Below are 26,835 nucleotides of genomic sequence, written 5' to 3'. Positions count from 1 at the left end.
CTCACATCCTGAACACGCCGAACCGGGTCTCCTCGATTCCGGCGTTCAGCGCGGCCGACAGGCTAAGCGCCAGCACCTCGCGGGTCTTCGCCGGATCGATGATGCCGTCGTCCCAGAGCCTTGCCGACGAATAGAGCGGGTGCCCTTCATGCTCGTACTTCATCAGGATCGGCTTCTTGAATTTGGCTTCCTCTTCGACGCTCCACTCGCCACCCTTGCGCTCGATGCCTTCGCGCTTGACGACGGCCAGCACCGTTGCTGCCTGTTCGCCGCCCATCACCGAGATGCGGGCATTCGGCCACATCCACAGGAAGCGTGGCGAATAGGCGCGTCCGCACATACCGTAATTGCCGGCGCCGAACGAGCCGCCGATGATCACGGTCACCTTCGGCACCTTGGCCGTTGCGACCGCCATGACCAGCTTGGCGCCATCCTTGGCGATGCCGCCGGCCTCGTATTTTCGCCCGACCATGAAACCGGTGATGTTTTGCAGGAAGACCAGCGGGATCTTGCGCTGGCAGCACAGCTCGATGAAGTGCGCGCCCTTCAGCGCGCTTTCCGAAAACAGCACGCCATTGTTGGCGACGATGCCGACCGGCATGCCGCTGAGGTGGGCGAAGCCGGTGATCAGCGTGGTGCCGTAATTCTGCTTGAACTCATCGAACTCGGAGCCGTCGACGATGCGGGCGATCACCTCGCGCACGTCGTAAGGCTGGCGCAAATCCGTCGGTACGATGCCGTAGAGTTCATGTGGATCGTGAAGCGGCGGAATCGATTTCTTCAGGGCCAGGCTTACAGTCTTGTTCCGATTCAGGTTTTTGACGATACGCCGGCATATTGCCAGCGCATGTTCGTCGTCGAGCGCATAGTGATCGGCAACGCCGGAAAGCCTTGTGTGCACGTCGGCACCACCGAGGTCCTCGGCGGTGACGTCCTCGCCGGTGGCCGCCTTCACCAGCGGCGGCCCGCCGAGAAAGATGGTCGCCTGGTTGCGCACCATGATTGTCTCGTCCGACATCGCGGGCACATAGGCGCCGCCGGCCGTGCATGAACCCATGACGCAGGCGATCTGCGGAATGCCGGCGGCCGACATGTTGGCCTGGTTGTAGAAGATGCGGCCGAAATGATCGCGGTCGGGAAACACCTCGTCCTGATTGGGCAGATTGGCGCCGCCGCTGTCGACCAGATAGACGCAAGGCAGATTGTTCTGCAATGCGATCTCCTGTGCACGCAGATGCTTCTTCACCGTCAGTGGATAATAGGTGCCGCCCTTCACCGTGGCGTCATTGACGACGACCATGACTTCGGTGCCTTCGACGCGGCCGACGCCGGCGATGAGGCCGGCCGAGGAGATGTCCTCGCCATACATCGACCACGCCGCGAACTGGCCGATCTCGAGGAAGGGCGAGCCGGTATCGAGCAATTGGGCAAGACGTTGCCGCGGCAGGAGCTTGCCGCGCGAAACATGCCGCTCACGCGCTTCCTCCGAGCCGCCGTGTTCGACCGTAGCAGCCTTTTCCGCAATATCGGCGACCAGCGCCCGCATGCGCTCGGCATTGGCGCGGAAAATATCGGAGACGGGCGAGATCTGCGAGGTGAGGGGGGCCATGGCGCTACCGGATCAGCTCGATCTTGCAGCCGACATCCAGGTCGCCCCAGTCGCGATCGGCGGTGACGGCAATGGCGTTCTCGCGAATCGCCAGCGCCAGGCAGGCCCGATCGCCCAGCGACAAGCCGCGATGCCGCGTCAGTTGGCGAAGCTGGCCGGCGGCGATGCCCATCGCTTGGTCGAAAACGGCGATCGGCATGCCGAGACTTCCGAGGTCGTCGGCAGCCTGTTCCAAGCTGCGTCCCTTGTCGATCAGCTTGGCAATGATCTCGGCCGCATTGACCGAACTGCATTGTGCATCCGGCGCGAACCCCAAAGCATTCTCGGTGCCTTGCTCGTTGAGCAGGATTGCGAGCGCCGCCGAACTGTCCATGACGTAGGGCTTCATTTCACCCGCTTTCCTGTCGTCCCTTCGGCGTGAAGCCGGTCGAGACGCTTGTCGCTTCGACGCTGCTCTTCCCGCCGCTCCTTCAGAAATTCGTCGACGACGCTTTCACCGGGCTGTTTCAGCGCCGACAATTCGGCCTGAACGCGTCGCAGATTCTGCAGCCACGATCTTACCCGCAACTCGCCGTTTTCGACATGAAGGATCATGTCCTCGCCAGGCTTCACGCCCATCTCCTCGCGCATCGCAGCAGGGATGACGAAGCGCCCGCCCTCGCCAAGCTTGACGCGCTCGCGTTTCGCCGGAACCCGAAGCCGCGTTTTGCGGGCGCCAGCATCGAACTGTGCTTGCGGATCTTCATCAAATCCGGACTTTCCCGTTCTGCCCGCCATGGTCCGTCTCGCTTGTATTTATGGCATATGTCCAGAAGTATGCCATATCGTGCGGCTTCTGGCAAATCTCAAAAGAATGCCATTAGGCGCCCTCCGCCATGATTTCCCGCCCGATCAGCCAGCGACGGATTTCGCTGGTGCCGGCGCCGATCTCGTAGAGCTTGGCGTCGCGCAGCAGCCGGCCGGTAGGGTAATCGTTGATGTAGCCGTTGCCGCCCAAAAGCTGGATGGCGTCGAGCGCCATCAGCGTCGCCTTTTCGGCGGCGAACAGCACGCACCCGGCGGCGTCCTTGCGCGTCGTCTCACCGCGATCGCAGGCGGCGGCTACGGCATAGACGTAAGCACGCGCCGCATTCATCGTCGCATACATGTCGGCGAGCTTGCCTTGCACCAGCTGGAACTCGCCGATCGGCTGGCCGAACTGCTTGCGTTCGTGCACGTAAGGGATCGCCACGTCGAGGCACGCAGCCATCAGGCCGATCGGGCCGCCGGCAAGCACGGCGCGTTCGTAGTCGAGGCCTGACATCAGCACCTCGACGCCGCGCCCTTCCTCGTGCAGCACATTGTCGAACGGCACTTCGACATTGTCGAACACCAGCTCGCCGGTGTTCGAGCCGCGCATGCCGAGCTTGTCGAGCTTTTGCGCCACCGAAAAACCGGCAAAGGCCTTTTCGACGATGAAAGCGGTGATGCCGCGCGAATTGAGTTCCGGATCGGTCTTGGCGTAGACGACCAGCGTCTCGGCATCCGGCCCGTTGGTGATCCACATTTTGGTGCCGTTGAGCACGTAGCGATCATTGCGCTTTTCGGCGCGCAGGCGCAGCGACACGACATCTGAGCCGGCACCCGATTCCGACATCGCCAGTGCCCCGACCTTTTCGCCGCTGCAGAGCGAAGGCAGATATTTTTCTTTCTGTGCCTGCGTCGCCCAGCGGTTGATCTGATTGACGCACAGGTTGGAATGGGCGCCGTAAGAGAGGCCGACCGAGGCCGAGGCGCGCGAAATTTCCTCCATCGCCACGACATGGGCGAGGTAGCCCATGCCGCTGCCGCCGAAATCGGGATCGGCGGTGATGCCGAGCAGGCCGAGCCCGCCGAGTTCCACCCACAGATGTGCCGGGAATTCGTTCGAGCGGTCGATCTCGGCGGCTATCGGCGCGATTTTCTCCTGGGCGAAGCGCCGCACCAGATCGCGCAGCGCCTCGATGTCTTCGTCAAGCCCGAAGTTGAGCGTCTGCGTGTACATGCCGTTCCTCCCGGCGCACGACCGCGAAAATCGGGATCATGCGCGAAATCAAAGTGCTACAGCGTCCTTTGCGCGCTCGAATGGACGCACGGTGCCGTGGCTCGTCCTCGCGCCATCGCTCTTTGCTCCAACAAGGCGCATTGTCATTGCTAGATATGTAGCGGTGACTTCGGCGATCGACAGCCGTTCGCCCGGCCGGAACCAGACGATGACGCCGGTCATCATCTGGATCAGCGCCATGGCGGTGAGCCCGGTGTCCTCGACGCTGAACAAGCCCGCTTCGACGCCGTCGCGCAGAATGGCGCGCAGCTCCTTCTCGTAAGCGGTGCGCATGCGCAGGATCTGCGTGAGACTTTCGTGCGACAGGCTGCGCAGCTCCATGTTCGAGACATGGGTGGAATGGCGGCGTTCGACGTGGAAAGCGATGTGGTTTTCAACATAGGCGGCGAGCCGCGCTGCCGGATCGGCGCCGACAGGGCGTGTTGTGCGCCACGCCTCGATCAGGCCTTCCATATGCTCGCGCATCAGCGTGAACAGAAGGTCCTGCTTGGTCGGGAAATAGCGGTAAAGCGCCGCTGCCTGGACGCCGACCTCGGCCGCCAGCTGGCGCATCGACATCGCCTCGTAGCCGAGACGCGCAATCAGGCTGACCGCCGCCTCCCGGACCGCAGCTTCGGTCTTCTCTCCGTCGGAACCGGTCGTACGCGCCATGACAAGCCGCCTTTTCAGAACAATAAAACAAACGTTCAATTAATTCAAGGAGTGTGTTCGGGTAAGGCAATGGCTTCAGGTTTGCTCTATCTGCACCCTGGAGATTTTGTGCGATGGAAGCGAATGAGCAGGATCATGCCTTGCTAGGCAACGATCGTGAAACCCGCGGACATGTTGCGTGCCTCGATCTCCTCGACATCGACCTTCGAAACTGCTGCCCCTGGCGGCCCTTGCCAGAGACGTTCGATCATTGTCGAGACCGCCGCATCGGCACCTGCAATCGAGGCTGTCACCGAGCCGTCAACTTCGTTGCGCACCCAACCGGCAAGGCCAAGTCCAGACGCCTCGCGCCGCGCCCAGACCCGGTAGCTGACGCCTTGCACCTTGCCGTATATGCGTACCTGCACCGTCCGGTCGGCCATCGCGCTCTCCATCTTCTGAGTCGAGTCTGGCGCATCGCTGTGCAAATTCAACCAGGCAACGTGCATCGAAGGTCTCTCTGCCGATCGCTATCCGCCAGCTTCACGTGCGAGATAGGCGGCGTCTCCATCGAATGATTGACTAAGTCAAATAGTAGATCATCATGGTCCTTAGGAGCGATCAGCCCGAAGGAGGTCCACATGCCGGCCGATCGGAATGCCCTTGTCGCGGAGATACGTTGCTTCAATCGCTTCTACACGCGCCTGATCGGGCTGCTCGACCTGACCTTGACGCACAGCGCCTATACGCTGGGCGAGGCGCGGCTGCTGTTCGAATTGGGCGACCGATTCCGCGCTGCCGCCAATAGCGGCGGTGAGGCTGGGTTTCTGGCACGGGCGTTCCACCTCGGTCTCGGACCGGCAGCCTCCGAAATCGCCGCCGAACTCCGGCTCGATCCGGCCTATGTCACACGCATACTGAGGAGATTCGCCGCCGCTGGCCTGACCGAGATACGCACTGACCCAGCCGATCGGCGCAGACGCATCCTGTCGCTAACCGCTCGCGGAAGTGCGGAACTCGCCAGGCTTCAGGCTGCGACGGATCGCGATCTCGCCCGGCTGACGGCCAGCCTCGCCGATGACGCGGCTGCCGAATTATCGGACGCCTTGAAACGGGTCACGCGCCTGCTTGGTGGTGGGGAGAAGTAGCGGCGGTACTGGAGGTCGTGGTGCTCCGTCGCCCCTTTTGGCGCCTCAATTCCCCCGCGCTGCGGCCAGTGCGCCCGGCAGTTCCTCGGCAAAAATGTCGAGCTCGTGATCGAGGCCGACGCTGACCCGGATGCAGCGGTCGAGCACTGGCACCATCGGCTTGCGGATGAACACGTCGCGCGACAACAGCGCCTGCAGCACCTTCAGCGCGAAAGCGCCGTCGCGGCCGCACTCGATGGTGACGAAATTGGTCGCCGAAGCCAGCGGCTTCAGCCCGTTCGCCTCGGCTATTCCGGCGATGCGCCGGCGGCCGGCGGCGACCCGCGCCACCACGCTCTCCAGCCATGCCTGATCGGCAAGCGCCTCGACGCCGGCGATCTGCGCCATGCGGCTGACGCCGTAATGGTTGCGTATCTTCTCAAAGTCGCGAATCACCTGGGCTTCGGCCACCGCGTAGCCGCAGCGTATGCCGGCTAGCCCATAGGCCTTGGAGAAGGTGCGCATGCGGATGACGTTCGGCCGCGCCACATCGATCGGCGGCATCGCTGAGGCTGGCCCTAATTCGCCATACGCCTCGTCGAGCACCAGCATTGTGGTCTCCGGCAAGGCCTCGAGGAAGCGGCTGAGCTCGGCCGCTTCCCACCAACTGCCCATCGGATTGTCCGGGTTGGACAGATAGACCAGCGGCGCCTTGTCCCTGGCCACTGCCGCCAGCAGGCCGTCGAGGTTTTCTCGGTCGTTCTCGTAGGGCACTGCGACCAGCCGGCCGCCGACGCCGGCGACGTGAAAGTTGAAGGTCGGGTAGGCGCCGAGCGAGGTCACCACCGCGTCGCCGGGCGCCACATACATGCGCGCCACCAGGCTGAGCAGCCCGTCTATGCCTTCGCCGACGACGACGTTTTCGGCGCCGACACCGAGATGTCGGGCCACGGCTACCTTCAAATCGTGATTGTCGGGGTCGCAATACATCCACATGTCGCCGGCAATCTCGGCCATGCGGGCAACGACCCGCGGCGAGGGGCCAAAGCTGCTCTCATTGGCGCCGATACGGGCGCGAAAGGCGCGGCCGCGATCACGCTCCTGCGCCTCCGGACCGACAAATGGCACCGTCGAGGGAAGCGCGCTGATGATTGGCGTCAGGGGAGGGCGCATGGCAAAGGCTCGTTCAAAAAGGGCCTTCTTGCTAGCCTGCCGGCTGGGCCTGCGCAAGTTCCACGAACGGCGGCGACGGTCAGGCTGGATTCTCGCGGATCATTTTGCTAGCGAGACATGATGAGCAACCGACTGCCGCCCGCCTGGTCCAAGCATATAAAGTCCCACCCGGCGCCGAAAGTGGAACCGCCGAAGGCGAAACCATTGACGCGCGTGCAGGCCGACGACGCGCTGCTGAAACAGGCGTATGACTTGCAGCAGGCCAAGCGGTTGGCCGAGGCTCAGGAACTGTGCCGCCGCGTGCTGGAGCGCACGCCCAACCATCCCTTGGCATTGTATATCATGGGCACGCTGTTCATCGGGCTCGACGATGAAATGGCCTTGCGCTATTTGGCGCGAGCCGTCGGCGTGGAGCCCCGAAACCCCTATTATCACCTTAGTCTGGGTGAAGCTTATCTGAGGGTAAGCGAATATTTGCCCGCAATCACGCACATCCAGCACGCTCTGGAGTTGAAGCCCGATTTGGTGGAGGCGCTTTGCGCATTGGGGCGCGCCTACGTCGAATTCGACAAGGCTGACATGGCTGTGCCGGTTTACGAGAGAGCGCTCAAGATCAACCGCGATCATCCCCGCGTTCGGACGGGGCTGGCCAGCGCACTCACCGGTCTTGGTCGCATGGATGAAGCCAAAATCTATCTGAAGGAGGCGATCGAACGTCGCATCGCTATGCCCGCCGCCTATAATGAGCTTGTGCGTACGCGCAAATTCACCGAAGAGCCGGCCGAACTTAGGTCCATCCTGCGCGAGCTTGGTGAGCCAAAGCTTGACCCGGACAGTGCGACGACACTTCATCACGCTGCCGGCAAAGTGCTGAACGACCTTGGGCGCTACGAAGACGCGATAGATCATTTCAAGAAAGGCAAGCGGGCCGCCGGCTATAAGTTCGATCTGGAGACCTATCGCCGCTGGATCGACTCCACGATTGAGTTCTTCAACCCGGACATGTTGGCCGCCAAGGCGGGTTATGGAAGCCCGTCGGAAGTGCCCGTGTTTGTATTGGGCATGCCCCGATCGGGCACCACCCTGACCGAGCAGATTTGCGCGAGCCACCCGAATGTTCATGGCGCCGGAGAGCTGAAAAAGATAAGGCGAGCCGCAAATGCTATCGGCCTCACGAAGGTTTCAGCACGGACCTTGGACCAATCGATCGTTCCGATCACCCCCGACCTATCCAAAATGCTGGCCGAGGAGCACCTGTCCTATCTTCGTGAGCGTGCGCCGACCGCGCTTCGCATCGTCGACAAGATGCCCCGGAATTTCGAACTGATCGGTCTCATAGGGCTTCTCTTCCCCAATGTACGGATTATTCACTGTCGTCGCGACGCCATCGACAATTGCCTCTCGTGTTTTTTCCAGAATTTCTCCAAGGGACACAGCTACATCGCCGACCTGCAGACACTCGGGCTGTACTACCGTGAATATGATCGCCTGATGCGACATTGGGACAAGGTTTTTCCCGGACGCATCTTCGAAAGTCGCTACGAGACGCTGGTTGCGGATCAGGAGGCACAATCGCGCCGTCTGATCGATCATCTTGGATTGCCCTGGGACGATACCTGCCTGCGCTTCTTCGACAAGGAGGGATCGGTCAACACGGCCAGTCGCTGGCAGGTTCGGCAACCGATCTACAGTTCATCTGTCAAGCGCTGGAAAAACTATGAGAGCGCAATCCAGCCGCTGATCCAGTCGCTCGGTGATCTCGCCGAGATTTGACTCGGGAATTGCAGTCGGCAATTTGCATTTGTGTGGGCCACGAGATCTGAATCGCCAGGTTTGTGGGCTGGGGCTGCAATTGCGGCGGGGCACCGGTTGCTAGACTAAGCTCCCGGCCTGGCTGCCAAGTTCTGCGGCGGGCGGGCACGTCAGGCTGGATTCTCCCAGATCATTTTGCTAGCGAGACATGATGAGCAACCGACTGCCGCCCGCTTGGTCCAAACACATAAAGTCCCGCCCGGCGCCGAAAGTGCAGCCGCCGAAAGCGAAACCGCCGTCGCGCGCGCAAGCTGACGACATGCTGTTGCGACAGGCGCTCGAACTCCAGCAAGCCAAGCGGCTTCCAGAGGCCGAGGAGTTATGCCATCGCGTTCTCGCCCGCACGCCAAACCACCCGCTTTCGCTGTACATCCTCGGCACGCTGGGGCTCGGTATCGACGATGAGTTGGCTCTCAAATATTTTGCACGAGCAGTAAGCCAGACGCCTCAAAATCCGTATTTCCACCTTAGCCTGGGAGAGGCCGGTCTGAAGCTTGGCGACAGCTTGCTTGCTATCAGGCACCTGCAGCGCGCCTGCGAATTGAAGCCCGATCTGGTGGAAGCGCTTTGCGGACTGGCGCGTGCCTACGTCAACTTCGACAAGGCCGAGATGGCTTTGCCCCTTTACGAGAAGGCACTGAAGATCAACGGCGACCATCCCATGGTCCGAATTGGTCTGGCTGGTGCGCTCGCCAGCCTCGGTCGCATGGACGAAGCCAGAGCCTATCTCAATCAGGCAATAGAACGTCGCGTCGATGTTGGGGCAGCCTACAACTACCTGGTCGACACGCAAAAGTTCACCGAAAAACCTGCCGAGCTCGACTCTATCCTGCGCGAACTCTCCAATCCCAGGCTCGAACCGGTTGCTGCATCCCAGCTCCATCACGCCGCAGGCAAAGTGCTGAACGATCTCGAGCGCTACGATGAGGCGATGGATCACTTCCAGAAGGCAAAAAAGGCCGCTGGTCACGATTTCGACCTGGAGTACTACCGCCGAAGTGTCGATTCCATGATCGAGATATTCAGCCCGTCACTATTGGAAGCCAAGGCTGGCCACGGCAGTCCATCCGAAGTGCCTGTGTTTGTGCTGGGCATGCCCCGGTCGGGGACGACGCTGACCGAGCAGATCTGCGCAAGCCATCCGGATGTCCATGGCGCCGGGGAGCTTACGAAGCTGCGCCGAATCGCGAACTCGATGGGCTTTAGAACACAATCGGATGAGGACCTGCGCAGTTCGATCATGTCGATGACGAGGGATCAGTCGAGGGCGCTGGCCGAAGAATACCTGTCTTATCTGCGCCAGCACGCGCCTGCCGCGCTCCGCATAGTCGACAAGATGCCGCACAACTTCGAGTTTATCGGAGTGATTGGAATTCTTTTTCCCCACGCGCGCATCATTCATTGCCGGCGCGATGCCATCGACAATTGCGTGTCCTGCTTCGTCTTGCATTTCACCAAGGACCACGGCTACAACGCCGACCTTGAGACACTCGGCCTATACTACCGTGAATATGATCGCTTGATGCGGCATTGGAATAAGGTCTTTCCCGGACGTATTTTCGAAAGCCGCTACGAGACGCTGATTGCGGATCAGGAGGCGCAGTCGCGCCGTCTCATCGATCATCTCGGCTTGCCTTGGGACGATTCCTGCCTGCGCTTTTTCGAGAAGGACAGGTCGGTCAATACCCCCAGCCGCTGGCAGGTGCGGCAGCCGATCTATACATCATCGGTCAAGCGCTGGAAAAAATATGAGAGCACAATTCAGCCGCTGATTCACGCCTTGGGAGATCTAGCCGAACTTTGAACGAGTGGGTGGCGTTCGGCAGGCCGAGGTCGACGGTGACTTGCTGTCGAGATCCGTTGATCCTGTAGGCCAGCCCTTCAGATCGTGCCAAGATCTTCATTTTTTGCACGTTCGGACAAGCGGGCGCGGCGAGCATTACAATTGACCAGCTCAGCCCTGCGATAGGTATTCAGTGGCAGCCTGTATTCATGCACCGAGAGTTGTTAGCTGCGTCGCCCGATACGAAAAACCCGGCGGTTGGCCCGCCGGGTTCGATCTCAATCAGGTTCGGATTGTTAGAATGAGCGCTGGAAGCGCAGCATCCCGCCGACGCTGTCCTTGTCGTCGGCATTGGTCCAGTTGCGATCGTAGGCTTTATCAAACTGACCGTCGCGAGCCCAATCGACTTCGGCAGTGATCGTGAAGCCGGGAACGATATCGTAGGCGATGTTCGCGGCGACGCCGTAGTTCTTGTCGTCGTCAACCGATGCTTGGAGGTTGAACGAGGTCTTCTCGTTGATGGTGTAGGTGCCACCACCCCAAACTGCCCAGTTGCCGCCCCACTGCTTATAGAAGTTGCGGTCGATGTTGTCGTCCGAACCGTAACCGGCCATGACGAACAGTGTCAGGTTCTGTATCGGCGTAACGTCGACGCGAACCTTGCCGGCCCACTCTTCCCAAGTGCTGTCATAGGCGGCAACACCGGTGATCGAGCCCCAACCCTGCGTGTATTTAATACCGCCGACCACATACGGAACATAGCTGTCGATCGAATCATTGCCGCTGTTGCTGTCTTGGAAAATGCCAGGATCCGCATCGGCACTGCCCGAACCGGTTTCCAACGAAGCCACGGCCGAGAAGCCGTTGCCGGCGTCGAAGTAGTACTGGACGACATTGGTGTCGAAGCCGCCATAGGGGACTAGCGTATCCTGGATGACGTTGCCGGCGTAGCCGATGAACGTGTCGAAGGCCGATTCGTCTTTGCCGACGCGCAAACCACCGAGTTGGACCCAGGCAAAGTTCAGCGAAACACTCGTACCGCCGTTAAAGTTGTCATCAAGATAATCGTTGTGGTTACCCCAGTTGAAACGGGTCTCGGTGTAGGTCTTCAAGGTGCCGAGCTCGGTTTCCTGGCCGGTCCAGGTCTTCAACGTGAATCGGGCGTGCTTGTAGTAGGTATCCTGCGAGCCGCCGTCCATCTGGTCCGTGGTCTTCGCACCGTCGAAGGAGCCGACGTCGCCGATGCCGATGTCATAGCGGACATAGCCACCGATGCGCAGGCAGGTTTCGGTGCCTGGGATGTAGAAGTAGCCAGCGCCGTAGACGTCGCAAATCTTGACGTATTCAGCGGGTTCCGGCTCGGCGACGACGACGGCGTCGGCGGCGCGCGCACCGGAAACTGCGATCAGTGCCGCAGCGGAGCCGAGAAGAAGGCTCTTGATGTTCATTTTCTGACCTCCAGTCAAAAGTTAAAAAACGGGTCTGGGTATTCTTTGCTGAAGGACAGCGTTCCCTGCCCCATCCCCACTACCGAAAAAGATGCGCACCGCGCCGCTCCTTCAAACCCGACATTACCCATGAGACGGCGGCGTTCAACCACGATCGTACCGGCAAAAGGTTTGTGTTGGCGCTATACCCCGGCGTTGTTGCACAAATGACACGATTTGGCCTCACTCCGAAAGCTCCCGTTAACCAACAGCCCTTCGCAAGCCGTTGCAAACGGCGGATTCCGGCGATGGTCGGCCCGAAATGTGACCATGGCGCGAGTCGCGAACCAGGGAATCGCCGCAGAATCGCCACATCGCTGGGCGGCGCTTTGGCGAAGGGTCGATTTTTCAAGGATAATAGCGCCAGCTTGTTGATTGTGCCGGCGCTTTTCTTTATCCACCGGCGCAACGGAGAGGTGGCCGAGTGGTCGAAGGCGCTCCCCTGCTAAGGGAGTAGAGGTCAAAAGCTTCTCGTGGGTTCGAATCCCATCCTCTCCGCCACCCTACGCCCTGCGGGCTTCGGGTGGCAGGCCACCCGGAACCGCATTTTGGGCGTAGGGTGTCGCCCGAAGCTACGAAGTAGCGTAGGGGGACTATGTGGTACGTCTATTTCCTGCAACTTCGTAACGGCGATGTCTACGTCGGGTCGACCAACGACCTTCGGCGCCGCTTCGAATCGCATCGATCAGGCTATGTGACTTCGACCAAGGCCTATCTGCCTGTAACTTTGAAGTCCTACATCGGGGTTGAAACCGAGGCCAACGCACGGCAACTCGAGCGATATTTCAAGACCGGTTCAGGCAAGGCCTTCGCCAGTAAGCGTTTTTGGCGGACAGGGCCTCACTGACGGCCTTAGGACTTATCTATTTGAAAATATAAATAAAAACAGCCGAACGAGCTGCTTTTTGCCGACCTCCGCCCTCGATTCTGACTGGAGGTCAGAAAATGAACATCAAGAGCCTTCTTCTCGGCTCCGCTGCGGCACTGATCGCAGTTTCCGGTGCGCGCGCCGCCGACGCCGTCGTCGTCGCCGAGCCGGAACCCGCTGAATACGTCAAGATTTGCGACGTCTACGGCGCTGGCTACTTCTACATCCCCGGCACCGAAATCTGCATGCGCATCGGCGGCTACGTCCGCTATGACATCTCCGCCGGCGATGCGGGCGCGTTCACTGGTGCCCGTTACCAAGACCTTTCGGAAGCCTTGGAAGGCAGGGACGATGTCAACGACGGCTATTTCAAGCAGGCTCGCTTCACGCTGAGGACCTATACCGGCCAGGAAACCGAGATGGGCACCTTGAAGACCTACACCGAGACCCGCTTCAACTGGGGAACCGGTTATCACGGGGTCGATCTCGACGGCAACCCGGCCACCCCTGATGCACAATTCTCCAGCTTTGGCAGCAGAGGCGTTTCGCTGAACTTCGCCTGGATCCAGCTCGGTGGTCTCCGCGTCGGTAAGGACGAAACGGCCTTCAATACGTTCACCGGTTACGCCGGCAACGTCATCAACGATACGCTGGTTCCCTACGGCGGCTTCGACACCAACGTCATCCAGTACTACTTCGATGCCGGCAACGGCTTCTCGGCCGTGGCGTCGTTGGAAACCGGTGAAGGCTTTATCCTCAACGACGACAACACCGCGCTCCACCTGGGTCACGATTCGATCGACAGCTATGTTCCATATGTCGTCGGCGGCGTGAAATACACGCAGGGCTGGGGTTCGATCTCGGGCGTCATTGCCTATGACAGCGCAGTGGAAGAATGGACAGGCAAGGCTCGCCTGGACGTGACGCCGATGCAGAACCTGACGCTGTTCCTGATGGCCGGCTACGGTTCGGACGACAATATCCCACGCAACTTCTACAAGCAGTGGAGCGGCAACTGGGCAGTTTGGGGTGGTGGCACTTACACCATCAACGAGAAGACCTCGTTCAACCTTCAGGCGGCGTATGACGAAGGCGAGAACGTCGGCATCGCGGCGAACATTGCCTACGACATCGTTCCCGGCTTCACGATCACGGCCGAAGTCGACTACCTGCACTTCGGTGACAACAATTTCGACAATTGGACCGGTGCTACCGACGAAAACAGCATCGGCGGTGTCCTCCGCTTCCAGCGCTCGTTCTAAGGGCTGGACTTAAGCAACTGAAATCCAGCCCGGGCGCTTCAACGCCCGGGCTGTTTTATTTTCGCGACTGGTAGCAAACAGAAGGAAAAGGGGGTTCGGTAGCTGAACAGGGTTGTGGAACGATGTCGTTGGGATCCACCACTGGTGGATGAAATCGGCCGCAACGCTTAAAACTCTTGAAAGGGCACCGCCAAGCAGGTAGGTCTAGGCCTATCCACTCGGGGGTGTGGCGAATAATGACGAACGATGCGATTCAAGAGGGAGGGACCTCTGATCATTTTTCGATGTTTTCTTCTCAAACTGCAAAGATAAAATACAGTTACAACAAGATACGAGAAGTAAAGTCGCACAGGATCGGAGAACTTTTTTCAGCATACCGGGATATACTTTGGGATGATGGGCGGCATAAGTACAATGTCAGCTCGTTCATCGGCGAAATAGACGAGATTCTCCTTGGGGAGCGTTTCAGCGCCTTTGACCAAAGCACCCTCGACAACCTTATCGGCACCTTGCGCCAGCGCGGCAACAGCAACGCAACCATCAACCGGAAGATGGCTGCCCTCAGCAAACTGCTGCGCAAGGCTCACAAGATGGGGGATATCCACAGCCTGCCCGAGTTCCGCCGCCAGAAAGAGCGGGCGGGACGGATTCGTTTCCTCGAAAGGGACGAGGAGGCTCGGCTGTTTGCCGCCATCAAAAGCCGCAGCGAGGACGCCTATCGGCTTTCCGTCTTTCTCGTCGACACCGGTTGCCGCCTCGGCGAAGCGCTGGGCTTGATCTGGAACGATATCCAGGAGCACCGCGTCAGTTTCTGGATCACCAAGTCCGGCCGCAGCCGCACCATCCCGATGACCGAGCGGGTAAAAGAGGTGATCAAGCTGCCGGCCACCGAGGGCCGCCGGCCTAAAGGCCCGTTCACCAAGCTTAGCCAGGCGCAGTTTCGTGCCATCTGGAACGATGCCAAGGCCGAAGTCGGGCTTGGCGCCGACGATCAGGTCGTGCCGCACATATTGCGCCATACATGCGCCTCGCGTCTCGTCCAGGGCGGCATCGATATCAGGCGTGTGCAGATGTGGCTCGGCCACCAGACGCTGTCCATGACCATGCGCTACGCCCATCTGGCCACCAACGATCTCGACGGTTGCGTCACCGTGCTTGAGACGCCGCGGTACAGTGGTTCGGACGACGGCGGGGCAAGTCCGTTGTCCTCTCCACCTTCGGCAAGGCGGGAACCAAAAGGTGAGCCGGCCGCAAGCAAGGCACCAAAGCCCGCGAAGAGAAGCGCCAAATCCTGACGGTTTGGGTGGATCTGGCGTAAGTCGGTCGATCTGACAACGGATTGCAGGCCAATACATCAAGTCGGCGCTGCCCCTCACCCTTACCCTCTCCCCGTGAAAAAACGGGGAGAGGGGAGTTCGTCAGCGTTGCGGCCGTCTGTCCTTCTCCCGTCACTACACGGGGAGAAGGTGCCAGCAGGCGGATGAGGGGCGGCGCCGACATCCAACAATTATTCTCCGGGACGCCAGCAGAGCTGTTAATCGCTGCCAGAATGCTTCACAGGTACAAGATAAGGCAGAGAGTTACTTAAACTTACCGTGGTTTTACTTCCAACCGCTCCGCCGCTCCACCCGATCGAAAAAACCAGCGATCCTGCCCGGCAGGATCCCGGACTCCAAAAACGGTGCATGCCCCTGGCCGTCAGCGGTGATCGTCTCGATATCGGTATGGCGCGTCCGCATCTGCTCGAGCGTTTCGGCGGACAGCAGCTTCGAGTTGGCGCCGCGTATGACGAGCATTGGGATGGCCGCCAGCGCGTCGAACTGTGGCCAAAGATCGGGCATCGGCCGGCTGGGATCGAGGCCCGCCAGCGTATCGACCAGTTTCGGATCGAAATCGGGCAGAAATCCCTCCTCGGTCTCGCGGTAGAGGGCTGACGCCATCCGCTCCCAATCCGCATCGGTCAGCGCCGCAAAATCGGCGCCATGGGTGCTGCGCAGGCCGCGGACCACCTCTGCGTACGCCTTCGGCCTGGGCGCGGGGTCGAGATAGGAGCGGATATGGGCGAGCCCTTGCGTCTCGATCACCGGGCCGATGTCGTTGAGGACGACGGCCTTCAGCACGGCCGGCCGCATCGCCCCGAGCACATGGATGATCAGTCCGCCGCGCGACGTGCCGATGAAGGCAGCCTCCTCGATGCTCAGCGCCGCCAGCCCGGCGAGAATATCGCCAGCTTCGATGCCGATATTGTAATGGCCGATATCGGCATCGTAGGCGGACTGCCCGCGCCCGCGATAGTCGAAAGCGACGACCTTGCGCTTCGCCTGCGTCGACAGATAAAGCGCCAGCTCGTGAAAATCACGGCAATTGCGGGTCAGGCCGGGCAGGCAAACGACTGGCCAGCGGCCGGAATTCGCTTCGCCGTAGATGCGGGCGTGCAGGGACAGCCCGTCCGGCGCGGCGTAGAAGAAATCGGAGAAACCCTGCTCGGTTGCCATGTGGACTCCGTTCCTCTCGCTGCTGGCTTGTTTCAACTGCTACAGGCGAGGGGCCGGTAGGGTCAAATAGGGGAGGCGCCGAAGTTGCAGGGTCCCTCAAGGGGGAGATTGGCTGTCATCGTCGCTTTCGCCAAGTTTCGTCGGATGCAGAAAGGCACTGTCCACGAAGCTGGGACCCTTGGGGAGATGTCCGGCAGGACAGGGCGGGCCGCTGTCCGCCAACTCGACGTCCGGAACTTTCAAAGCCTGAAACAAAAACCCGCCTCGTTGGGCGGGTCGTCGGTGCGAATCAGCACTATGGTTAAATTAGTAGCATAGCTGCCGGCACAAAGCAAGAACAAAATACGCTGTGACCGGCAAACTTGGCTTGAAGCCCGGTCGTCACCCCCGGCCGTTCACCAGATCCCCGACAATGTCGTACTTGCCGGAGATACGCATCTTGTAGACCTCGTAATTCTCCATCACGCGCTGGACGTAACTTCTTGTTTCCGTATAGGGAATCCGCTCGATCCAGTCGACGACGGCATCGACGTCCTTGCCGCGCGGATCGCCGTATTTCGCCACCCACTGGGCGGCGCGGGCGGGGCCGGCATTGTAGCCGGCGAAGGTCAGCACGTAGGAGCCGTCGAAACGGCCGAGCTGCTCGCCGAGAAAGGCAGCGCCCAGCGTTGCATTGTAGCCGGCATCGGTGGTCAGCCGGGCCTGAGAAAATGTCATGCCGGCCTTCTTCGCCAATTGCTTGGCGGTGCCTGGCATTAGTTGCAGCAGTCCGCGCGCGCCGGCGCTGGAGATTGCGCCGATGTTGAACTCGCTTTCCTGGCGGGCAATCGCATAGGCCAGCGCCTTGCCCGAGCCGGAGATGTTGGCGGTGTCGGGAATGACGCCGAGCGGATGCGACAGCGCGCCGACATCGATGCCGCGGGCGCCGGCGATCTTGCCGATCTTCAGCGCCATGAAATGGTTGCCTTGTCTTTCCGCCAACACCGCAAGCAGCGCCAGTTCGCCGGGGTTGTTCAGCTGCCCGGCGAGGTCGCGGTAGAGCGTCTCGGCATAGCGGTCATAGCCGGCCTCCTGCAGCCGCTTGATGGCGCTGACCGCCTCGCGGGTGGCGAAATTCTGGCGGTCGGCGGCACTTGGCTGGGGGTAGACGATGTTGAGGGTCTGCCGGCCGACGCGCTCGCCGGCGAGCTGGCCGTAAAAGGTCGTGCCGTAGCTTGCGGCGCGGCTGAAATAATCCTTGGCATTGCCGGGGCCGCCGACTTCGGCGGCGCGGCCGAGCCAATAATAGGCGCGCGACAGCGACATTGGCCCTTGGGCGAGCTCCGCGATTCGCGCAAAATGCTTGGCGGCGATGCTCGGGTCCTTGAGGCCGCGCAGCGCGTACCAGCCGGCATGGAATTCCGCCTCGGCAGCATTGGCGGGACTTTCGGCGGCATGCGCGGCGACTATTCTGTAGGCGGTCTTCATGTCGCTCTGGTCGACCAGCTCGCGCGACAGCACCCGGCGCTCGACCCACCAGGCGTCCGGATCGACCAGAGCGTCGCGGTCGCCCGGCGCCTTCATCACCAGCGCGGCGGCGTCGGAAAATTTCTGCTGCTTGCGCAGATATTCGGCTTCGGCAAAGAGATAGCCGGCCGCCCGCTGCGCTGCCGGCACCGCCTTCAGCAGCTTGGCCGCGTTCTTGTCGCCTTTGGTGACCGCCGCCCAGGCATCGGCCAATTGCTGGGCGCCGGCGAGACCGGCGACGCGCAGCGCCGAAGCGACCCGGTCGGCATAAAACATGCGCTCCATGCGGAAGCGATGGTCGGCGGCCGGGATCAGCGCACCGAACTCGCGAATGACCGCCGCCTCGTCCCTGGCTTCGAGCTTTTCGGTGCGCCAGAATGGCGACAGCACCGAGCGCGCCGCCTTGGTATCGCCCAGCGCTACATAGGAGCGGGCCAGGATCAGCACGCCCTCGAAGGTCAGCGGCTGGCTGCCGTCGAACGCCCGCACCACGATCTGCGGCGTGGGGTTCTCGCGATAGAGCGCGCGCTCGCTGTTCCTGCGCAAGGCGATCGTACCCGGCCAGTTCGGCAGCATCTTTGCCGCATCGGCGATGTCGCCGCTCGGCACCTGGTCGCCGCCATAGAGCGCGATCGCCCAGGCAAGGATGTGCCGGTCGAGCGATTTGGCCGGCAGCGCTTCGCGCACCTGGCGCGCGCGCGCAATGTCGTTTGCCGCCAGCGCATCGAGACCGCTCTTCAGCACCGCGACGCTCGCGGACGGGGACTGCTGCACCGCATCGTTCTGCGGCTCGGTCATCGGAATCGCCGACGTAACCTGCACATCGACGCTGCTGCCGATCGCCGCGCCGGGAATCAGGGCGACGATCGCGCCGATAAGCGCGAAAAGATGAGGCCGCCTGATCGGCATGGATTTGGTCATCCCCGTTCTTCGACGCTACAACAGACACAGATGAATTGAAGCTTACTCGTCTGTGATGAAGGGCCCGTAAAGAAAACCTTCTCGAGGTCATTCGAATTGCAATTGCTGGCGCAATGCTTGCCGCGCAACAATGTCGAGACTATGGTGCGCCGCTTCGCTTTCGGCTAGAAGGCGCGCACGACAAACCCGAAAGTCCCCAAGGAGTTGGACGACATGCTGAGAGGCTCGCTGACCGCGCTCGTCACACCGTTCGAAAAGAGCGGCCGTTTCGACGAGAAAGCCTTTCGCGCCTTCATCGCCTGGCAGATCGCCGAAGGCACGACGGGCGTGGTCCCTGTCGGCACCACAGGCGAGTCGCCGACGCTGTCGCATGACGAGCACCGCCAAGTCGTCAAGGTCTGCATCGAGGTCGCCAAGGGCCGGGTTCCTATCGTTGCCGGCGCCGGCTCCAACAACACCGAAGAGGCGGTTGGCCTGGTCCAGTATGCCGAGAAGGCGGGCGCCGACGCGGCCCTTGTCGTCACGCCCTATTACAACAGGCCGACGCAGCGCGGCCTCTACGCGCATTTCGCCGCCGTCGCCAAGGCTACCAGCCTGCCGATCATCATCTACAACATTCCGCCCCGCTCGGTGGTCGACATGAGCCCGGAGACGATGGGGCAATTGGTGCACGACTTCAAGAACATCGTCGGCGTCAAGGATGCCACCGGCAAGGTCGAGCGGGTTTCGGAGCAGCGCGCCACCTGCGGCAAGGATTTCATCCAGCTCTCCGGCGAGGACGCCTCGGCCCTCGGCTTCAACGCGCATGGCGGCGTCGGCTGCATCTCGGTGACGGCAAATGTCGCGCCCAGACTCTGCGCCGAATTCCAGGAGGCGACGCTTTCCGGCGACAGCGCCAAGGCGCTCGACCTGCAGGACCGTCTGTTGCCACTGCACAAGGCGATTTTCCTGGAACCCGGCGTTTCCGGCGCGAAATATGCGCTGTCGAAGCTGGGCAAGGTCGAGAACGTGCTGCGCTCGCCGCTAATGACGGTCGAGCCGTCGACCGCCGAGAAGATCGACGCGGCGATGAAGCACGCCGGCTTGATAAATTAGGGATGAGGCGCCACCTCTCCGCATCATGAATCAAGTCAGAAAAGCCGATCCCAACAACAAGACCGTTGCGGAAAACCGCAAGGCGCGGTTTTCCTATGAGGTGCTCGACACGATCGAGGCCGGCCTGGTGCTGACCGGTACCGAAGTGAAGTCGCTGCGTCAGGGCCAGGCCAACATCCAGGACAGCTATGCCTCGGTCGAGGGCGGCGAGATCTGGCTGATCAACTCCTATTTGCCGGAATATCTGCAGGCCAACCGCTTCAACCACGAGCCGCGCCGACGCCGCAAACTCCTGCTCAACAAGCGCGAGATGGCCAAGCTGTCGCAGAGCGTCGACCGCGAAGGCATGACGCTGGTGCCGCTGAAGATCTATTTCAACGACCAAGGGCGGGCGAAGGTGCTGCTCGCCGTCGGCCGTGGCAAGAAGCTGCACGACAAGCGTGAGACCGAAAAGCAGCGCGACTGGTCGCGCGAGAAGGGCCGGCTGCTGAAAGAGCGAGGGTGAGCAGAGGTCCGCGAAGCGGACGAAAAGCCAGTGATTTGGCTTTTCGAGCGACGAACGCCCGGAGCCATGGCGGAGGGCAGGGCGGACCAATAGGGATAGGTCTCGTTTGAAAAACCGGATCGTCTTGTGGGGCGCGGCCGGTCTGCTCCTGGCGGGCCTCGTCCTGGCCGGCGGCTATGCCTACTTCCAGACGTTTTCTCCGGACCGCGGCAAATATCCGGTCAGGGGCATCGACGTTTCCCATCATCAGCGGCAGATCGACTGGCGGCGTGTTGCCGCCGACGATGTCGCCTTCGCCGTTATCAAGGCAACTGAAGGCGGCGACCATGTCGACGATGCCTTCGCCGCCAATTTGCGTGCGGCCCGCGCCGCCGGCCTTGCCGTCGGCGCCTATCACTTCTTCACCTTCTGCAGGCCGGGTGCCGATCAGGCACGCAACTTCATCTCGGTGGTGCCGCGCGATCAGCCTTTGCTGCCGCCGGTGGTAGACATCGAGTTCGGCGGCAATTGCCCGCAGCGGCCAACTCCCGAACAGTTGAGCGCCGAACTCTCAGCCTTCCTCGGCCCGGTCGAAGCAGCGTTCGGCAAGACGGCGATCCTCTATGTGACCGACGAGGCCGCGCAAGCCTATGCCGGGCAGATAGCCGGCCGCCCGCGTTGGCTGCGTTCGCTGGCGCTGCGGCCAGGCCATAACGACTGGATTTACTGGCAGTACCACAACCGGGGCCGCGTCGACGGCATCAGCGGCGACGTCGACCTGAATGTTCTCCAAGGCGGGCCGGCGACGCTGGCCGCGTTGTTTGCCGCAGCGCCTGAAGCGACGGCGTCGGATTGACGCTATTCCTGTCCAGCGAGAGCACCCTCAGTGGGCGATGACGGGAACGACGAAGCCTTCGCCAAGGTGGCTATTCATATCGCAGGCGGCGCCGTGCTAAGTACATTTGATGCCGGAGCGCCCTTCATCAGCCAATGACAGCAACGCCCCGCCTGCTGCGACGGACGGTGGGGATCCCCGCCTGGCGTTTGTCTATGCGGAGGCGGTGCGTGGCCTCCAACACCAGCAGGGCGTGGTTGAAAGTCTCAATACGCGCGCTGGAAATCTGATTTTTGCAACTGCGTTCGCGAGTTCTCTCCTTGGAGGCAGGGCGCTCCTGGATGGCATAGGACCTTGGGACTGGCTGGCGCTGACATTGCTTTTTCTTATCGGACTGCTGGTCGCGATTATGGTGTGGCCATATTATAACTATACGTTCCGTTTCGATCCCGAGAAGCTGCTCCAGGATTTCGTCGATCAGCATCCTCCCGCAACCATGGATGGGATGCACCGAGCGCTTGCGCTGCGCATCAAATCCGACATGGCCAGCAATTGGCGGATCATCCAACGCCTGCGCGTCGCGCTGCAGCTTGCACTGTTACTATGGTTGCTGGATCTCTTGGCCTGGTTGTTCGCGATCACCCGAATCTAGGGCTTGTGCGCCGGCGGGCGTCGTCCGGCTCTCAGTCTTCAGAAAAGCTTCTATCTGACTGAAAACGTTGACGAACATGGCTTGCGTCAGTACGCCCGTATTGGTGTTGTAGCGCGAGCAATGATAGCTGGAAAACAGCGCGATGCCATTGGCGTGCTGCTGCCCACCATGCTGGAACGGATAGGCGGCGACGCGCTGGCCGAGCGCCCGCACGGTCGACTGGTGCGCGATCGAGCCCAGCGCCAGCACGGCGCGCAGGTTTGGAAATCGGGCGATCGTCGGTACCAGGAACGTCCGGCAGGTGGCTATCTCGGCACCAACCGGCTTGTTCTCCGGCGGCACGCAGCGCACCGCATTGGTAATCGCCGTACCGACAAGCTCCAGCCCGTCATCTGGTCGCGCTTTGAATTCGCCGCGCGCAAAGCCGTGCGCGATCAGCGTATTGTAGAGCAGATCACCGGCAAAATCGCCGGTGAAGGGGCGCCCCGTCCGGTTCGCGCCGCGGAGGCCAGGCGCCAGCCCGACGATCAGCAAGCGCACCGCATCCTCGCCTTCCGGCGGCAAAAAGGTCGGCACTGGCGCGTTGAACCAGGACGGCTCGCGCTGCCGCCACTCGGCGATGAAGTCGTGCAGCCGCGGACAAAGCGGGCAGTCGCGATCGGGTTCGGGAGAGGCGGCCAGGGGCGCGGTCAAGGCAACGACCGTCAATAGTCTTCCTCGTCGACTTCGGCCGGCTCGGACCGGCGTACCGGCCGCTCCGACGGATCGCGGCCGACTTCATTCTTGAGCGCCATCAAGTCGATGAAATGGTCGGCCTGGCGGCGCAGATCGTCGGAGATCATCGGCGGCTGCGATGCCATGGTCGAAACGATCGAGACCTTGCGCCCGCGCCGCTGCAGCGCCTCGACCAGCGTGCGGAAATCGCCGTCACCTGAGAAGATGACATAATGGTCGACGACATCGGCGAGCTCGAGCGCATCGACGGTCAGCTCGATATCCATATTGCCCTTGATCTTGCGGCGGCCGGTCGAGTCGGTGAATTCCTTGGCTGGCTTGGTCACCACCTTGAAGCCGTTATAATCGAGCCAGTCGATCAGCGGCCGAATCGAGGAGTATTCCTGATCCTCGACCAGCGCGGTGTAGTAATAAGCGCGCAGCAGATAGCCGCGTTTCTGGAAGCTCGACAGAAGTTTGCGGTAGTCGATGTCAAAGCCCAGCGCGCGCGAGGTGGCGTAGAGATTGGCACCGTCGATAAAGAGAGCGATTTTTTCACGAGGATCGAACATGGAAAAATGTCCTTTTTCGAAATAAGCGGTCGTCTAAATGCGTGGCGACTATCGGCCGGTCTGATAATAGACCTGTTGGCCTTCATCGTTCGAGATAACGCCAGTTTTACGGCAATCCAAGGCACCATCCGGCACCGCAAGCAATTGTGATCGGCGCTGCGTCGTCGCAGGCGGCCCGCGTCAGAGCTGCGCACCGCCATAAAAGCTTGTATTTTGGCGGCGTTCGGGTTATGGACCGCGCCTGTTTTCCATCAAATCCAGGCATGAAAGGGGCAACTCATGGCCCGCGTAACCGTTGAAGATTGCATCGACAAGGTCGACAACCGCTTCGAGCTGGTGCTCCTGGCCGGCCACCGCGCCCGTCAAATCAGCCAGGGCGCGCAGATTACCGTACCTCGCGACAACGACAAGAATCCGGTCGTTGCGCTCCGCGAAATCGCCGACGAGACGCTATCGCCGGACGACCTCAAGGAAGATCTCATCCATTCGCTGCAGAAGCATGTCGAGGTCGACGAGCCGGAAGCCGATGGCGAGGCGATTGCCGACCAGACCGGCAGCACTGTTGCGGCCACCGATGCCGACGACGCCGAGGACAACGTCACCTTCGATCGCATGACCGAAGAAGACCTGTTGGCCGGCATCGAAGGGCTGGTACCGCCGGAAAAAAGCGACGATTATTGATCTTAGCAACAACTGCCGACACTTTCGCGTCGGCAGTTTCGTGGCTATCTATGACATGCGCCGTACGCCAGTGCGGCGCATGATTCATTTCAGCATTGCGAGATCCCGCCATGATGCGTCAGTATGAGCTTGTCGAGCGCGTCCAGCGCTACAAGCCTGACGTCAACGAGGCGCTGCTCAACAAGGCCTATGTCTACGCCATGCAGAAGCATGGCCACCAGAAGCGCGCCTCCGGCGATCCCTATTTCTCGCATCCGCTCGAAGTCGCCGCCATCCTCACCGAAATGCACATGGACGAGGCGACGATTGCCGTTGCCTTGCTGCACGACACGATCGAGGACACCACGGCGACCAGGGCCGAGATCGACGAATTGTTCGGTCCGGAAATGGGCAAGCTGGTCGAAGGCCTGACCAAGCTGAAGAAGCTCGACCTCGTCTCGAAGAAGGCCGAGCAGGCGGAGAACCTGCGCAAGCTGTTGCTGGCGATCTCGGAAGATGTGCGTGTGCTTCTGGTCAAGCTCGCCGACCGCCTGCACAATATGCGCACCCTCGACCATGTGCCGGAAGCCAAGCGCCTGCGCATTGCCGAAGAGACGATGGACATCTACGCGCCGCTGGCCGGCCGCATGGGCATGCAAGGCATGCGCGAGGAGCTGGAGGAGATCGCCTTCCGCTTCATCAATCCCGAAGCCTACCGCGCCGTCACCGCACGGCTCGCCGAAATCTTCGAGCGCAACAAGGGCGTGCTGTCCGAGATCGAGAAGGCGCTGTCCACGCTGTTCGACAAATATTCGATCAAGGCCGAGGTCAAGAGCCGGCAGAAGAAGCCGTGGTCGGTATTCCGCAAGATGGAAGCCAAGGCGCTGTCGTTCGAACAGCTGTCCGACATTTTCGGCTTCCGCGTCGTTGTCGAGACGGTCGAGGACTGCTACCGCGCGCTCGGCGCCATCCACACCACCTGGTCGATGGTGCCCGGACGCTTCAAGGACTATATCTCGACACCGAAGCAGAACGACTACCGCTCGATCCACACCACCATCGTCGGCCCGTCGCGCCAGCGCGTCGAATTGCAGATCCGCACCTACCAGATGAACAAGATCGCCGAATACGGCGTCGCCGCTCATTCGATCTATAAAGATACCGGCGGCAAGATGAATGGTGCCGCCCATGCGATCTCGAAGGAGACCAATGCCTATGCCTGGCTGCGGCGCACCATCGAGCAGCTTGCCGAAGGCGACAATCCCGAGGACTTTCTCGAAAACACCAAGCTGGAACTGTTCCAGGACCAGGTGTTCTGCTTTACGCCGAAAGGCATGCTGATCGCGCTGCCGCGCGGCGCCACGCCGATCGACTTTGCCTATGCCGTCCACACCGACGTTGGCGACACTTGCGTCGGCGCCAAGGTCAATGGCCGCATCATGCCGCTGATGACGGAGCTGAAGAACGGCGACGAGGTCGAGATCATCCGCTCGAAGGCGCAGGTGCCGCCGGCGGCATGGGAATCGGTGGTCGTTACCGGCAAGGCGCGCTCGGCCATCCGCCGTGCCACCAAGAACGCTATCCGCAAGCAATATTCGGGTCTCGGTATCCGCATTCTGGAGCGCGCCTTCGAACGGTCCGGCAAGACCTTCACCAAGGAAAACCTGAAGCCGGTGCTGCACCGGCTGGCGCGCAAGGACATCGAGGATGTGCTGGCCTCGGTCGGCCGTGGCGAACTCGCCTCCAGCGACGTCATGAAGGCGGTATTTCCTGACTACAAGGACGAGCGCGTCACGCTGGTCGCGCCCAAGCAGCGCGAGGAGGGCTGGTCGAAGATCCGCAACGCCGCCGGCATGCTGTTCCAGATTCCGGGCCGCGCCGCACGCAAGGACAAGAACCAGCCGCGTGACGATGCGGTGCCGATCCGCGGCGTGCGCGGCGATCTGCCGGTGCGCTTCGCGCCGGAGGGGGCAGTGCCCGGCGACCGCATCGTCGGCATCGTGCAGCCGGGAACCGGCATCACCATCTATCCGATCCAGTCGCCGGCGTTGCAGGCCTTTGACGACCAGCCTGAGCGCTGGATCGACGTGCGCTGGGATATTGACGAGCGCACCAAGGAGCGGTTCCCGGCGCGTGTCTCGGTCACCGCCATCAACGCACCGGGTTCGCTGGCCGACATTGCGCAGGTCGTCGCATCCAACGACGCCAACATCCACACCTTGTCGATGGTGCGCACCGCGCCCGATTTCACCGAAATGCTGATTGATCTCGAAGTGTGGGATCTAAAGCACTTGAACCGGCTGCTGTCGCAGCTAAAGGACAATTCGAGCGTCAGCGACGCGCGACGCGTGAATGGGTGAATAGTGAATAGTGAATAGTGAATCGTGAAAGAGGGTGCTCTCACTACTCACTACTCACTACTCACTACTCACTACCATTCACCATTCACCATTCACCATTCACCATGGGCATGGAGCGAACGATGAACACCGATGAAGTGCTGGGCATTTTCCGCGAGGCCGGCGCCGTTCTCGAAGGGCATTTCATCCTGACGTCCGGCCTGCGCAGCCCGGTCTTTTTGCAAAAGGCGCGCGTTTTCATGCATGCCGACAAGACCGAGCGCTTGTGCAAGGCGCTGGCCGAAAAGATCCGCGCTGGCGTTCCCGGCAGGATCGACTATGTCGTCGGCCCAGCGATCGGCGGGCTGATCCCGGCCTATGAGACCTCGCGCCATCTTGGTGCGCCGGCGATCTGGGTCGAGCGGGAAGGGGGCGAATTCAGGCTCCGTCGTTTCGAAATCGCCAAGGGGTCGCGCGTTGTCATTGTCGAGGACATCGTCACCACCGGCCTGTCGATCCGCGAGACCATCGACTGCCTGCGCGGCCTTGGCGCCGAAGTCGTTGCCGCTGCATGCATTATCGACCGCTCGGCCGGCAAGACCGATGTCGGCGTGCCGCTGATCGCGCTCGCCGAATACGAGGTTCCGGCCTATCCGGCCGACAGGCTGCCGCCCGAGCTTGCCGCCATACCGGCGATCAAGCCGGGCAGCCGCAATTTATAACGGAGC

25 protein-coding genes and 1 tRNA gene are annotated in these 26,835 nt (G+C 61.2%); 14 read left to right on the top strand and 12 right to left on the bottom strand.

The annotated features are described in order from the left end of the window. Position 1: 1 nt before the first annotated feature. The 6 genes from NKJ09_RS12490 to NKJ09_RS12465 form a co-directional block, all read right to left on the bottom strand. Positions 2-1,609, bottom strand: a complete 1,608-nt coding sequence (locus tag NKJ09_RS12490; RefSeq protein ID WP_352494838.1) for a carboxyl transferase domain-containing protein — start codon at positions 1,607-1,609, stop codon at positions 2-4. Between the two features lie 4 nt (positions 1,610-1,613). Beyond that, positions 1,614-1,997 (bottom strand): type II toxin-antitoxin system VapC family toxin, encoded by a 384-nt coding sequence (locus NKJ09_RS12485; protein WP_023718357.1) that lies wholly within the window; start codon positions 1,995-1,997, stop codon positions 1,614-1,616. Then, positions 1,994-2,386, bottom strand: coding sequence for an AbrB/MazE/SpoVT family DNA-binding domain-containing protein (locus NKJ09_RS12480; RefSeq protein WP_023718356.1), 393 nt, complete (start codon positions 2,384-2,386; stop codon positions 1,994-1,996). Before NKJ09_RS12480 ends, NKJ09_RS12485 begins: the two co-directional genes overlap by 4 nt. Positions 2,387-2,468: 82 nt before the next feature. Next, positions 2,469-3,632: an isovaleryl-CoA dehydrogenase gene (locus NKJ09_RS12475; RefSeq protein ID WP_352494839.1), complete on the bottom strand. Its 1,164-nt coding sequence runs from the start codon at positions 3,630-3,632 to the stop codon at positions 2,469-2,471. A gap of 48 nt (positions 3,633-3,680) precedes the next feature. Next, entirely contained in the window at positions 3,681-4,343 is a 663-nt protein-coding gene (locus tag NKJ09_RS12470) for a TetR/AcrR family transcriptional regulator (protein WP_352494840.1), read from the bottom strand. Positions 4,344-4,486: 143 nt separating this feature from the next. Beyond that, on the bottom strand, positions 4,487-4,765 hold the full coding sequence (locus NKJ09_RS12465) for an acylphosphatase (RefSeq protein WP_352494841.1): 279 nt from the start codon (positions 4,763-4,765) through the stop codon (positions 4,487-4,489). Positions 4,766-4,963: 198 nt separating this feature from the next. On the opposite strand from NKJ09_RS12465, the gene NKJ09_RS12460 reads away from it, so the two are divergent. Next, positions 4,964-5,470: a MarR family winged helix-turn-helix transcriptional regulator gene (locus tag NKJ09_RS12460; RefSeq protein WP_023718352.1), complete on the top strand. Its 507-nt coding sequence runs from the start codon at positions 4,964-4,966 to the stop codon at positions 5,468-5,470. A 45-nt stretch (positions 5,471-5,515) separates the two neighbouring features. Here NKJ09_RS12460 and NKJ09_RS12455 read toward each other — a convergent pair whose 3' ends face one another. Continuing rightward, positions 5,516-6,622, bottom strand: a complete 1,107-nt coding sequence (locus tag NKJ09_RS12455) for a pyridoxal phosphate-dependent aminotransferase (protein ID WP_352494842.1) — start codon at positions 6,620-6,622, stop codon at positions 5,516-5,518. A gap of 120 nt (positions 6,623-6,742) precedes the next feature. On the opposite strand from NKJ09_RS12455, the gene NKJ09_RS12450 reads away from it, so the two are divergent. Next, positions 6,743-8,395, top strand: coding sequence for a tetratricopeptide repeat-containing sulfotransferase family protein (locus NKJ09_RS12450; RefSeq protein WP_352762814.1), 1,653 nt, complete (start codon positions 6,743-6,745; stop codon positions 8,393-8,395). A gap of 190 nt (positions 8,396-8,585) precedes the next feature. Further along, positions 8,586-10,238, top strand: a complete 1,653-nt coding sequence (locus tag NKJ09_RS12445; RefSeq protein WP_023718349.1) for a tetratricopeptide repeat-containing sulfotransferase family protein — start codon at positions 8,586-8,588, stop codon at positions 10,236-10,238. Between the two features lie 275 nt (positions 10,239-10,513). Here the strand turns inward: NKJ09_RS12445 and NKJ09_RS12440 are convergent, their stop codons facing one another. Next, positions 10,514-11,665 carry a porin gene (locus tag NKJ09_RS12440; protein ID WP_352481864.1) on the bottom strand — a complete coding sequence of 384 codons (1,152 nt, stop codon included), beginning with the start codon at positions 11,663-11,665 and terminating at the stop codon, positions 10,514-10,516. Positions 11,666-12,114: 449 nt separating this feature from the next. On the opposite strand from NKJ09_RS12440, the gene NKJ09_RS12435 reads away from it, so the two are divergent. From NKJ09_RS12435 to NKJ09_RS12420, 4 genes are all read left to right on the top strand, one after another. After that, positions 12,115-12,205 (top strand) — tRNA-Ser (locus NKJ09_RS12435). A 94-nt stretch (positions 12,206-12,299) separates the two neighbouring features. Next, positions 12,300-12,551: a GIY-YIG nuclease family protein gene (locus NKJ09_RS12430; protein WP_023721031.1), complete on the top strand. Its 252-nt coding sequence runs from the start codon at positions 12,300-12,302 to the stop codon at positions 12,549-12,551. 98 nt (positions 12,552-12,649) lie between these two features. Beyond that, the gene (locus tag NKJ09_RS12425; RefSeq protein WP_023719899.1) at positions 12,650-13,834 is read left to right on the top strand and encodes a porin; all 1,185 of its coding nucleotides are present in this window, start codon (positions 12,650-12,652) and stop codon (positions 13,832-13,834) included. 236 nt (positions 13,835-14,070) lie between these two features. After that, on the top strand, positions 14,071-15,129 hold the full coding sequence (locus tag NKJ09_RS12420) for a site-specific integrase (protein WP_198030509.1): 1,059 nt from the start codon (positions 14,071-14,073) through the stop codon (positions 15,127-15,129). Between the two features lie 306 nt (positions 15,130-15,435). On the opposite strand, the gene NKJ09_RS12415 is transcribed toward NKJ09_RS12420, so the two are convergent. Together NKJ09_RS12415 and NKJ09_RS12410 are read right to left on the bottom strand one after the other, a co-directional pair. Then, positions 15,436-16,329 (bottom strand): alpha/beta fold hydrolase, encoded by an 894-nt coding sequence (locus NKJ09_RS12415; RefSeq protein WP_023719897.1) that lies wholly within the window; start codon positions 16,327-16,329, stop codon positions 15,436-15,438. A 381-nt stretch (positions 16,330-16,710) separates the two neighbouring features. Continuing rightward, positions 16,711-18,744, bottom strand: coding sequence for a lytic transglycosylase domain-containing protein (locus NKJ09_RS12410; RefSeq protein WP_352494886.1), 2,034 nt, complete (start codon positions 18,742-18,744; stop codon positions 16,711-16,713). 225 nt (positions 18,745-18,969) lie between these two features. On the opposite strand from NKJ09_RS12410, the gene dapA reads away from it, so the two are divergent. The 4 genes from dapA (at position 18,970) to NKJ09_RS12390 (ending at position 21,822) form a co-directional block, all read left to right on the top strand. Then, a complete protein-coding gene (gene dapA / locus NKJ09_RS12405) occupies positions 18,970-19,851 on the top strand; it encodes a 4-hydroxy-tetrahydrodipicolinate synthase (protein ID WP_023719896.1) in 882 nt (293 codons plus the stop codon). 25 nt (positions 19,852-19,876) lie between these two features. Next, complete coding sequence (gene smpB / locus NKJ09_RS12400) at positions 19,877-20,356, top strand: SsrA-binding protein SmpB (RefSeq protein ID WP_023719895.1); 480 nt, start codon at positions 19,877-19,879, stop codon at positions 20,354-20,356. A gap of 106 nt (positions 20,357-20,462) precedes the next feature. Continuing rightward, on the top strand, positions 20,463-21,191 hold the full coding sequence (locus tag NKJ09_RS12395; protein ID WP_023719894.1) for a GH25 family lysozyme: 729 nt from the start codon (positions 20,463-20,465) through the stop codon (positions 21,189-21,191). A gap of 109 nt (positions 21,192-21,300) precedes the next feature. Then, complete coding sequence (locus NKJ09_RS12390; protein ID WP_352494844.1) at positions 21,301-21,822, top strand: hypothetical protein; 522 nt, start codon at positions 21,301-21,303, stop codon at positions 21,820-21,822. Here NKJ09_RS12390 and NKJ09_RS12385 read toward each other — a convergent pair. Beyond that, positions 21,772-22,530: a uracil-DNA glycosylase gene (locus NKJ09_RS12385; protein WP_352494845.1), complete on the bottom strand. Its 759-nt coding sequence runs from the start codon at positions 22,528-22,530 to the stop codon at positions 21,772-21,774. The two genes, NKJ09_RS12390 and NKJ09_RS12385, sit on opposite strands and share 51 nt — an antisense overlap. Then, a complete protein-coding gene (locus NKJ09_RS12380; RefSeq protein WP_023719891.1) occupies positions 22,527-23,108 on the bottom strand; it encodes a LabA-like NYN domain-containing protein in 582 nt (193 codons plus the stop codon). Before NKJ09_RS12380 ends, NKJ09_RS12385 begins: the two co-directional genes overlap by 4 nt. A 279-nt stretch (positions 23,109-23,387) precedes the next feature. On the opposite strand from NKJ09_RS12380, the gene rpoZ reads away from it, so the two are divergent. The 3 genes from rpoZ to pyrE all read left to right on the top strand — a co-directional run bounded on the left by rpoZ (position 23,388) and on the right by pyrE (position 26,829). Continuing rightward, complete coding sequence (gene rpoZ, locus NKJ09_RS12375) at positions 23,388-23,789, top strand: DNA-directed RNA polymerase subunit omega (RefSeq protein ID WP_352481861.1); 402 nt, start codon at positions 23,388-23,390, stop codon at positions 23,787-23,789. Between the two features lie 110 nt (positions 23,790-23,899). After that, positions 23,900-26,128, top strand: coding sequence for a RelA/SpoT family protein (locus NKJ09_RS12370; protein ID WP_352494846.1), 2,229 nt, complete (start codon positions 23,900-23,902; stop codon positions 26,126-26,128). Between the two features lie 122 nt (positions 26,129-26,250). Beyond that, positions 26,251-26,829, top strand: a complete 579-nt coding sequence (gene pyrE / locus NKJ09_RS12365) for an orotate phosphoribosyltransferase (RefSeq protein WP_023719888.1) — start codon at positions 26,251-26,253, stop codon at positions 26,827-26,829. Positions 26,830-26,835: the final 6 nt, after the last annotated feature.

Origin of the sequence: Mesorhizobium sp. M0189 (assembly GCF_040322135.1) — a bacterium.
Lineage (GTDB): Bacteria > Pseudomonadota > Alphaproteobacteria > Rhizobiales > Rhizobiaceae > Mesorhizobium.
Note: the sequence above shows the minus strand (reverse complement) of the source record. Positions and strands in the feature narration are given on the sequence as shown.

Excerpts from the sequence above, each read along its gene's own strand:
- NKJ09_RS12410 (WP_352494886.1), bottom strand. The coding sequence starts at position 18,744 with ATGCCGATCAGGCGGCCTCATCTTTTCGCGCTTATCGGCGCGATCGTC.
- NKJ09_RS12440 (WP_352481864.1), bottom strand. The coding sequence starts at position 11,665 with ATGAACATCAAGAGCCTTCTTCTCGGCTCCGCTGCGGCACTGATCGCA.
- NKJ09_RS12450 (WP_352762814.1), top strand. The coding sequence starts at position 6,743 with ATGAGCAACCGACTGCCGCCCGCCTGGTCCAAGCATATAAAGTCCCAC.
- pyrE (WP_023719888.1), top strand. The coding sequence starts at position 26,251 with ATGAACACCGATGAAGTGCTGGGCATTTTCCGCGAGGCCGGCGCCGTT.
- dapA (WP_023719896.1), top strand. The coding sequence starts at position 18,970 with ATGCTGAGAGGCTCGCTGACCGCGCTCGTCACACCGTTCGAAAAGAGC.
- NKJ09_RS12460 (WP_023718352.1), top strand. The coding sequence starts at position 4,964 with ATGCCGGCCGATCGGAATGCCCTTGTCGCGGAGATACGTTGCTTCAAT.
- NKJ09_RS12420 (WP_198030509.1), top strand. The coding sequence starts at position 14,071 with ATGACGAACGATGCGATTCAAGAGGGAGGGACCTCTGATCATTTTTCG.
- NKJ09_RS12465 (WP_352494841.1), bottom strand. The coding sequence starts at position 4,765 with ATGGCCGACCGGACGGTGCAGGTACGCATATACGGCAAGGTGCAAGGC.
- NKJ09_RS12425 (WP_023719899.1), top strand. The coding sequence starts at position 12,650 with ATGAACATCAAGAGCCTTCTTCTCGGCTCCGCTGCGGCACTGATCGCA.
- rpoZ (WP_352481861.1), top strand. The coding sequence starts at position 23,388 with ATGGCCCGCGTAACCGTTGAAGATTGCATCGACAAGGTCGACAACCGC.
- NKJ09_RS12430 (WP_023721031.1), top strand. The coding sequence starts at position 12,300 with ATGTGGTACGTCTATTTCCTGCAACTTCGTAACGGCGATGTCTACGTC.
- NKJ09_RS12470 (WP_352494840.1), bottom strand. The coding sequence starts at position 4,343 with ATGGCGCGTACGACCGGTTCCGACGGAGAGAAGACCGAAGCTGCGGTC.
- NKJ09_RS12390 (WP_352494844.1), top strand. The coding sequence starts at position 21,301 with ATGCCGGAGCGCCCTTCATCAGCCAATGACAGCAACGCCCCGCCTGCT.
- NKJ09_RS12380 (WP_023719891.1), bottom strand. The coding sequence starts at position 23,108 with ATGTTCGATCCTCGTGAAAAAATCGCTCTCTTTATCGACGGTGCCAAT.
- NKJ09_RS12455 (WP_352494842.1), bottom strand. The coding sequence starts at position 6,622 with ATGCGCCCTCCCCTGACGCCAATCATCAGCGCGCTTCCCTCGACGGTG.
- NKJ09_RS12490 (WP_352494838.1), bottom strand. The coding sequence starts at position 1,609 with ATGGCCCCCCTCACCTCGCAGATCTCGCCCGTCTCCGATATTTTCCGC.
- NKJ09_RS12480 (WP_023718356.1), bottom strand. The coding sequence starts at position 2,386 with ATGGCGGGCAGAACGGGAAAGTCCGGATTTGATGAAGATCCGCAAGCA.
- NKJ09_RS12370 (WP_352494846.1), top strand. The coding sequence starts at position 23,900 with ATGATGCGTCAGTATGAGCTTGTCGAGCGCGTCCAGCGCTACAAGCCT.
- NKJ09_RS12485 (WP_023718357.1), bottom strand. The coding sequence starts at position 1,997 with ATGAAGCCCTACGTCATGGACAGTTCGGCGGCGCTCGCAATCCTGCTC.
- NKJ09_RS12475 (WP_352494839.1), bottom strand. The coding sequence starts at position 3,632 with ATGTACACGCAGACGCTCAACTTCGGGCTTGACGAAGACATCGAGGCG.
- NKJ09_RS12415 (WP_023719897.1), bottom strand. The coding sequence starts at position 16,329 with ATGGCAACCGAGCAGGGTTTCTCCGATTTCTTCTACGCCGCGCCGGAC.
- smpB (WP_023719895.1), top strand. The coding sequence starts at position 19,877 with ATGAATCAAGTCAGAAAAGCCGATCCCAACAACAAGACCGTTGCGGAA.
- NKJ09_RS12445 (WP_023718349.1), top strand. The coding sequence starts at position 8,586 with ATGAGCAACCGACTGCCGCCCGCTTGGTCCAAACACATAAAGTCCCGC.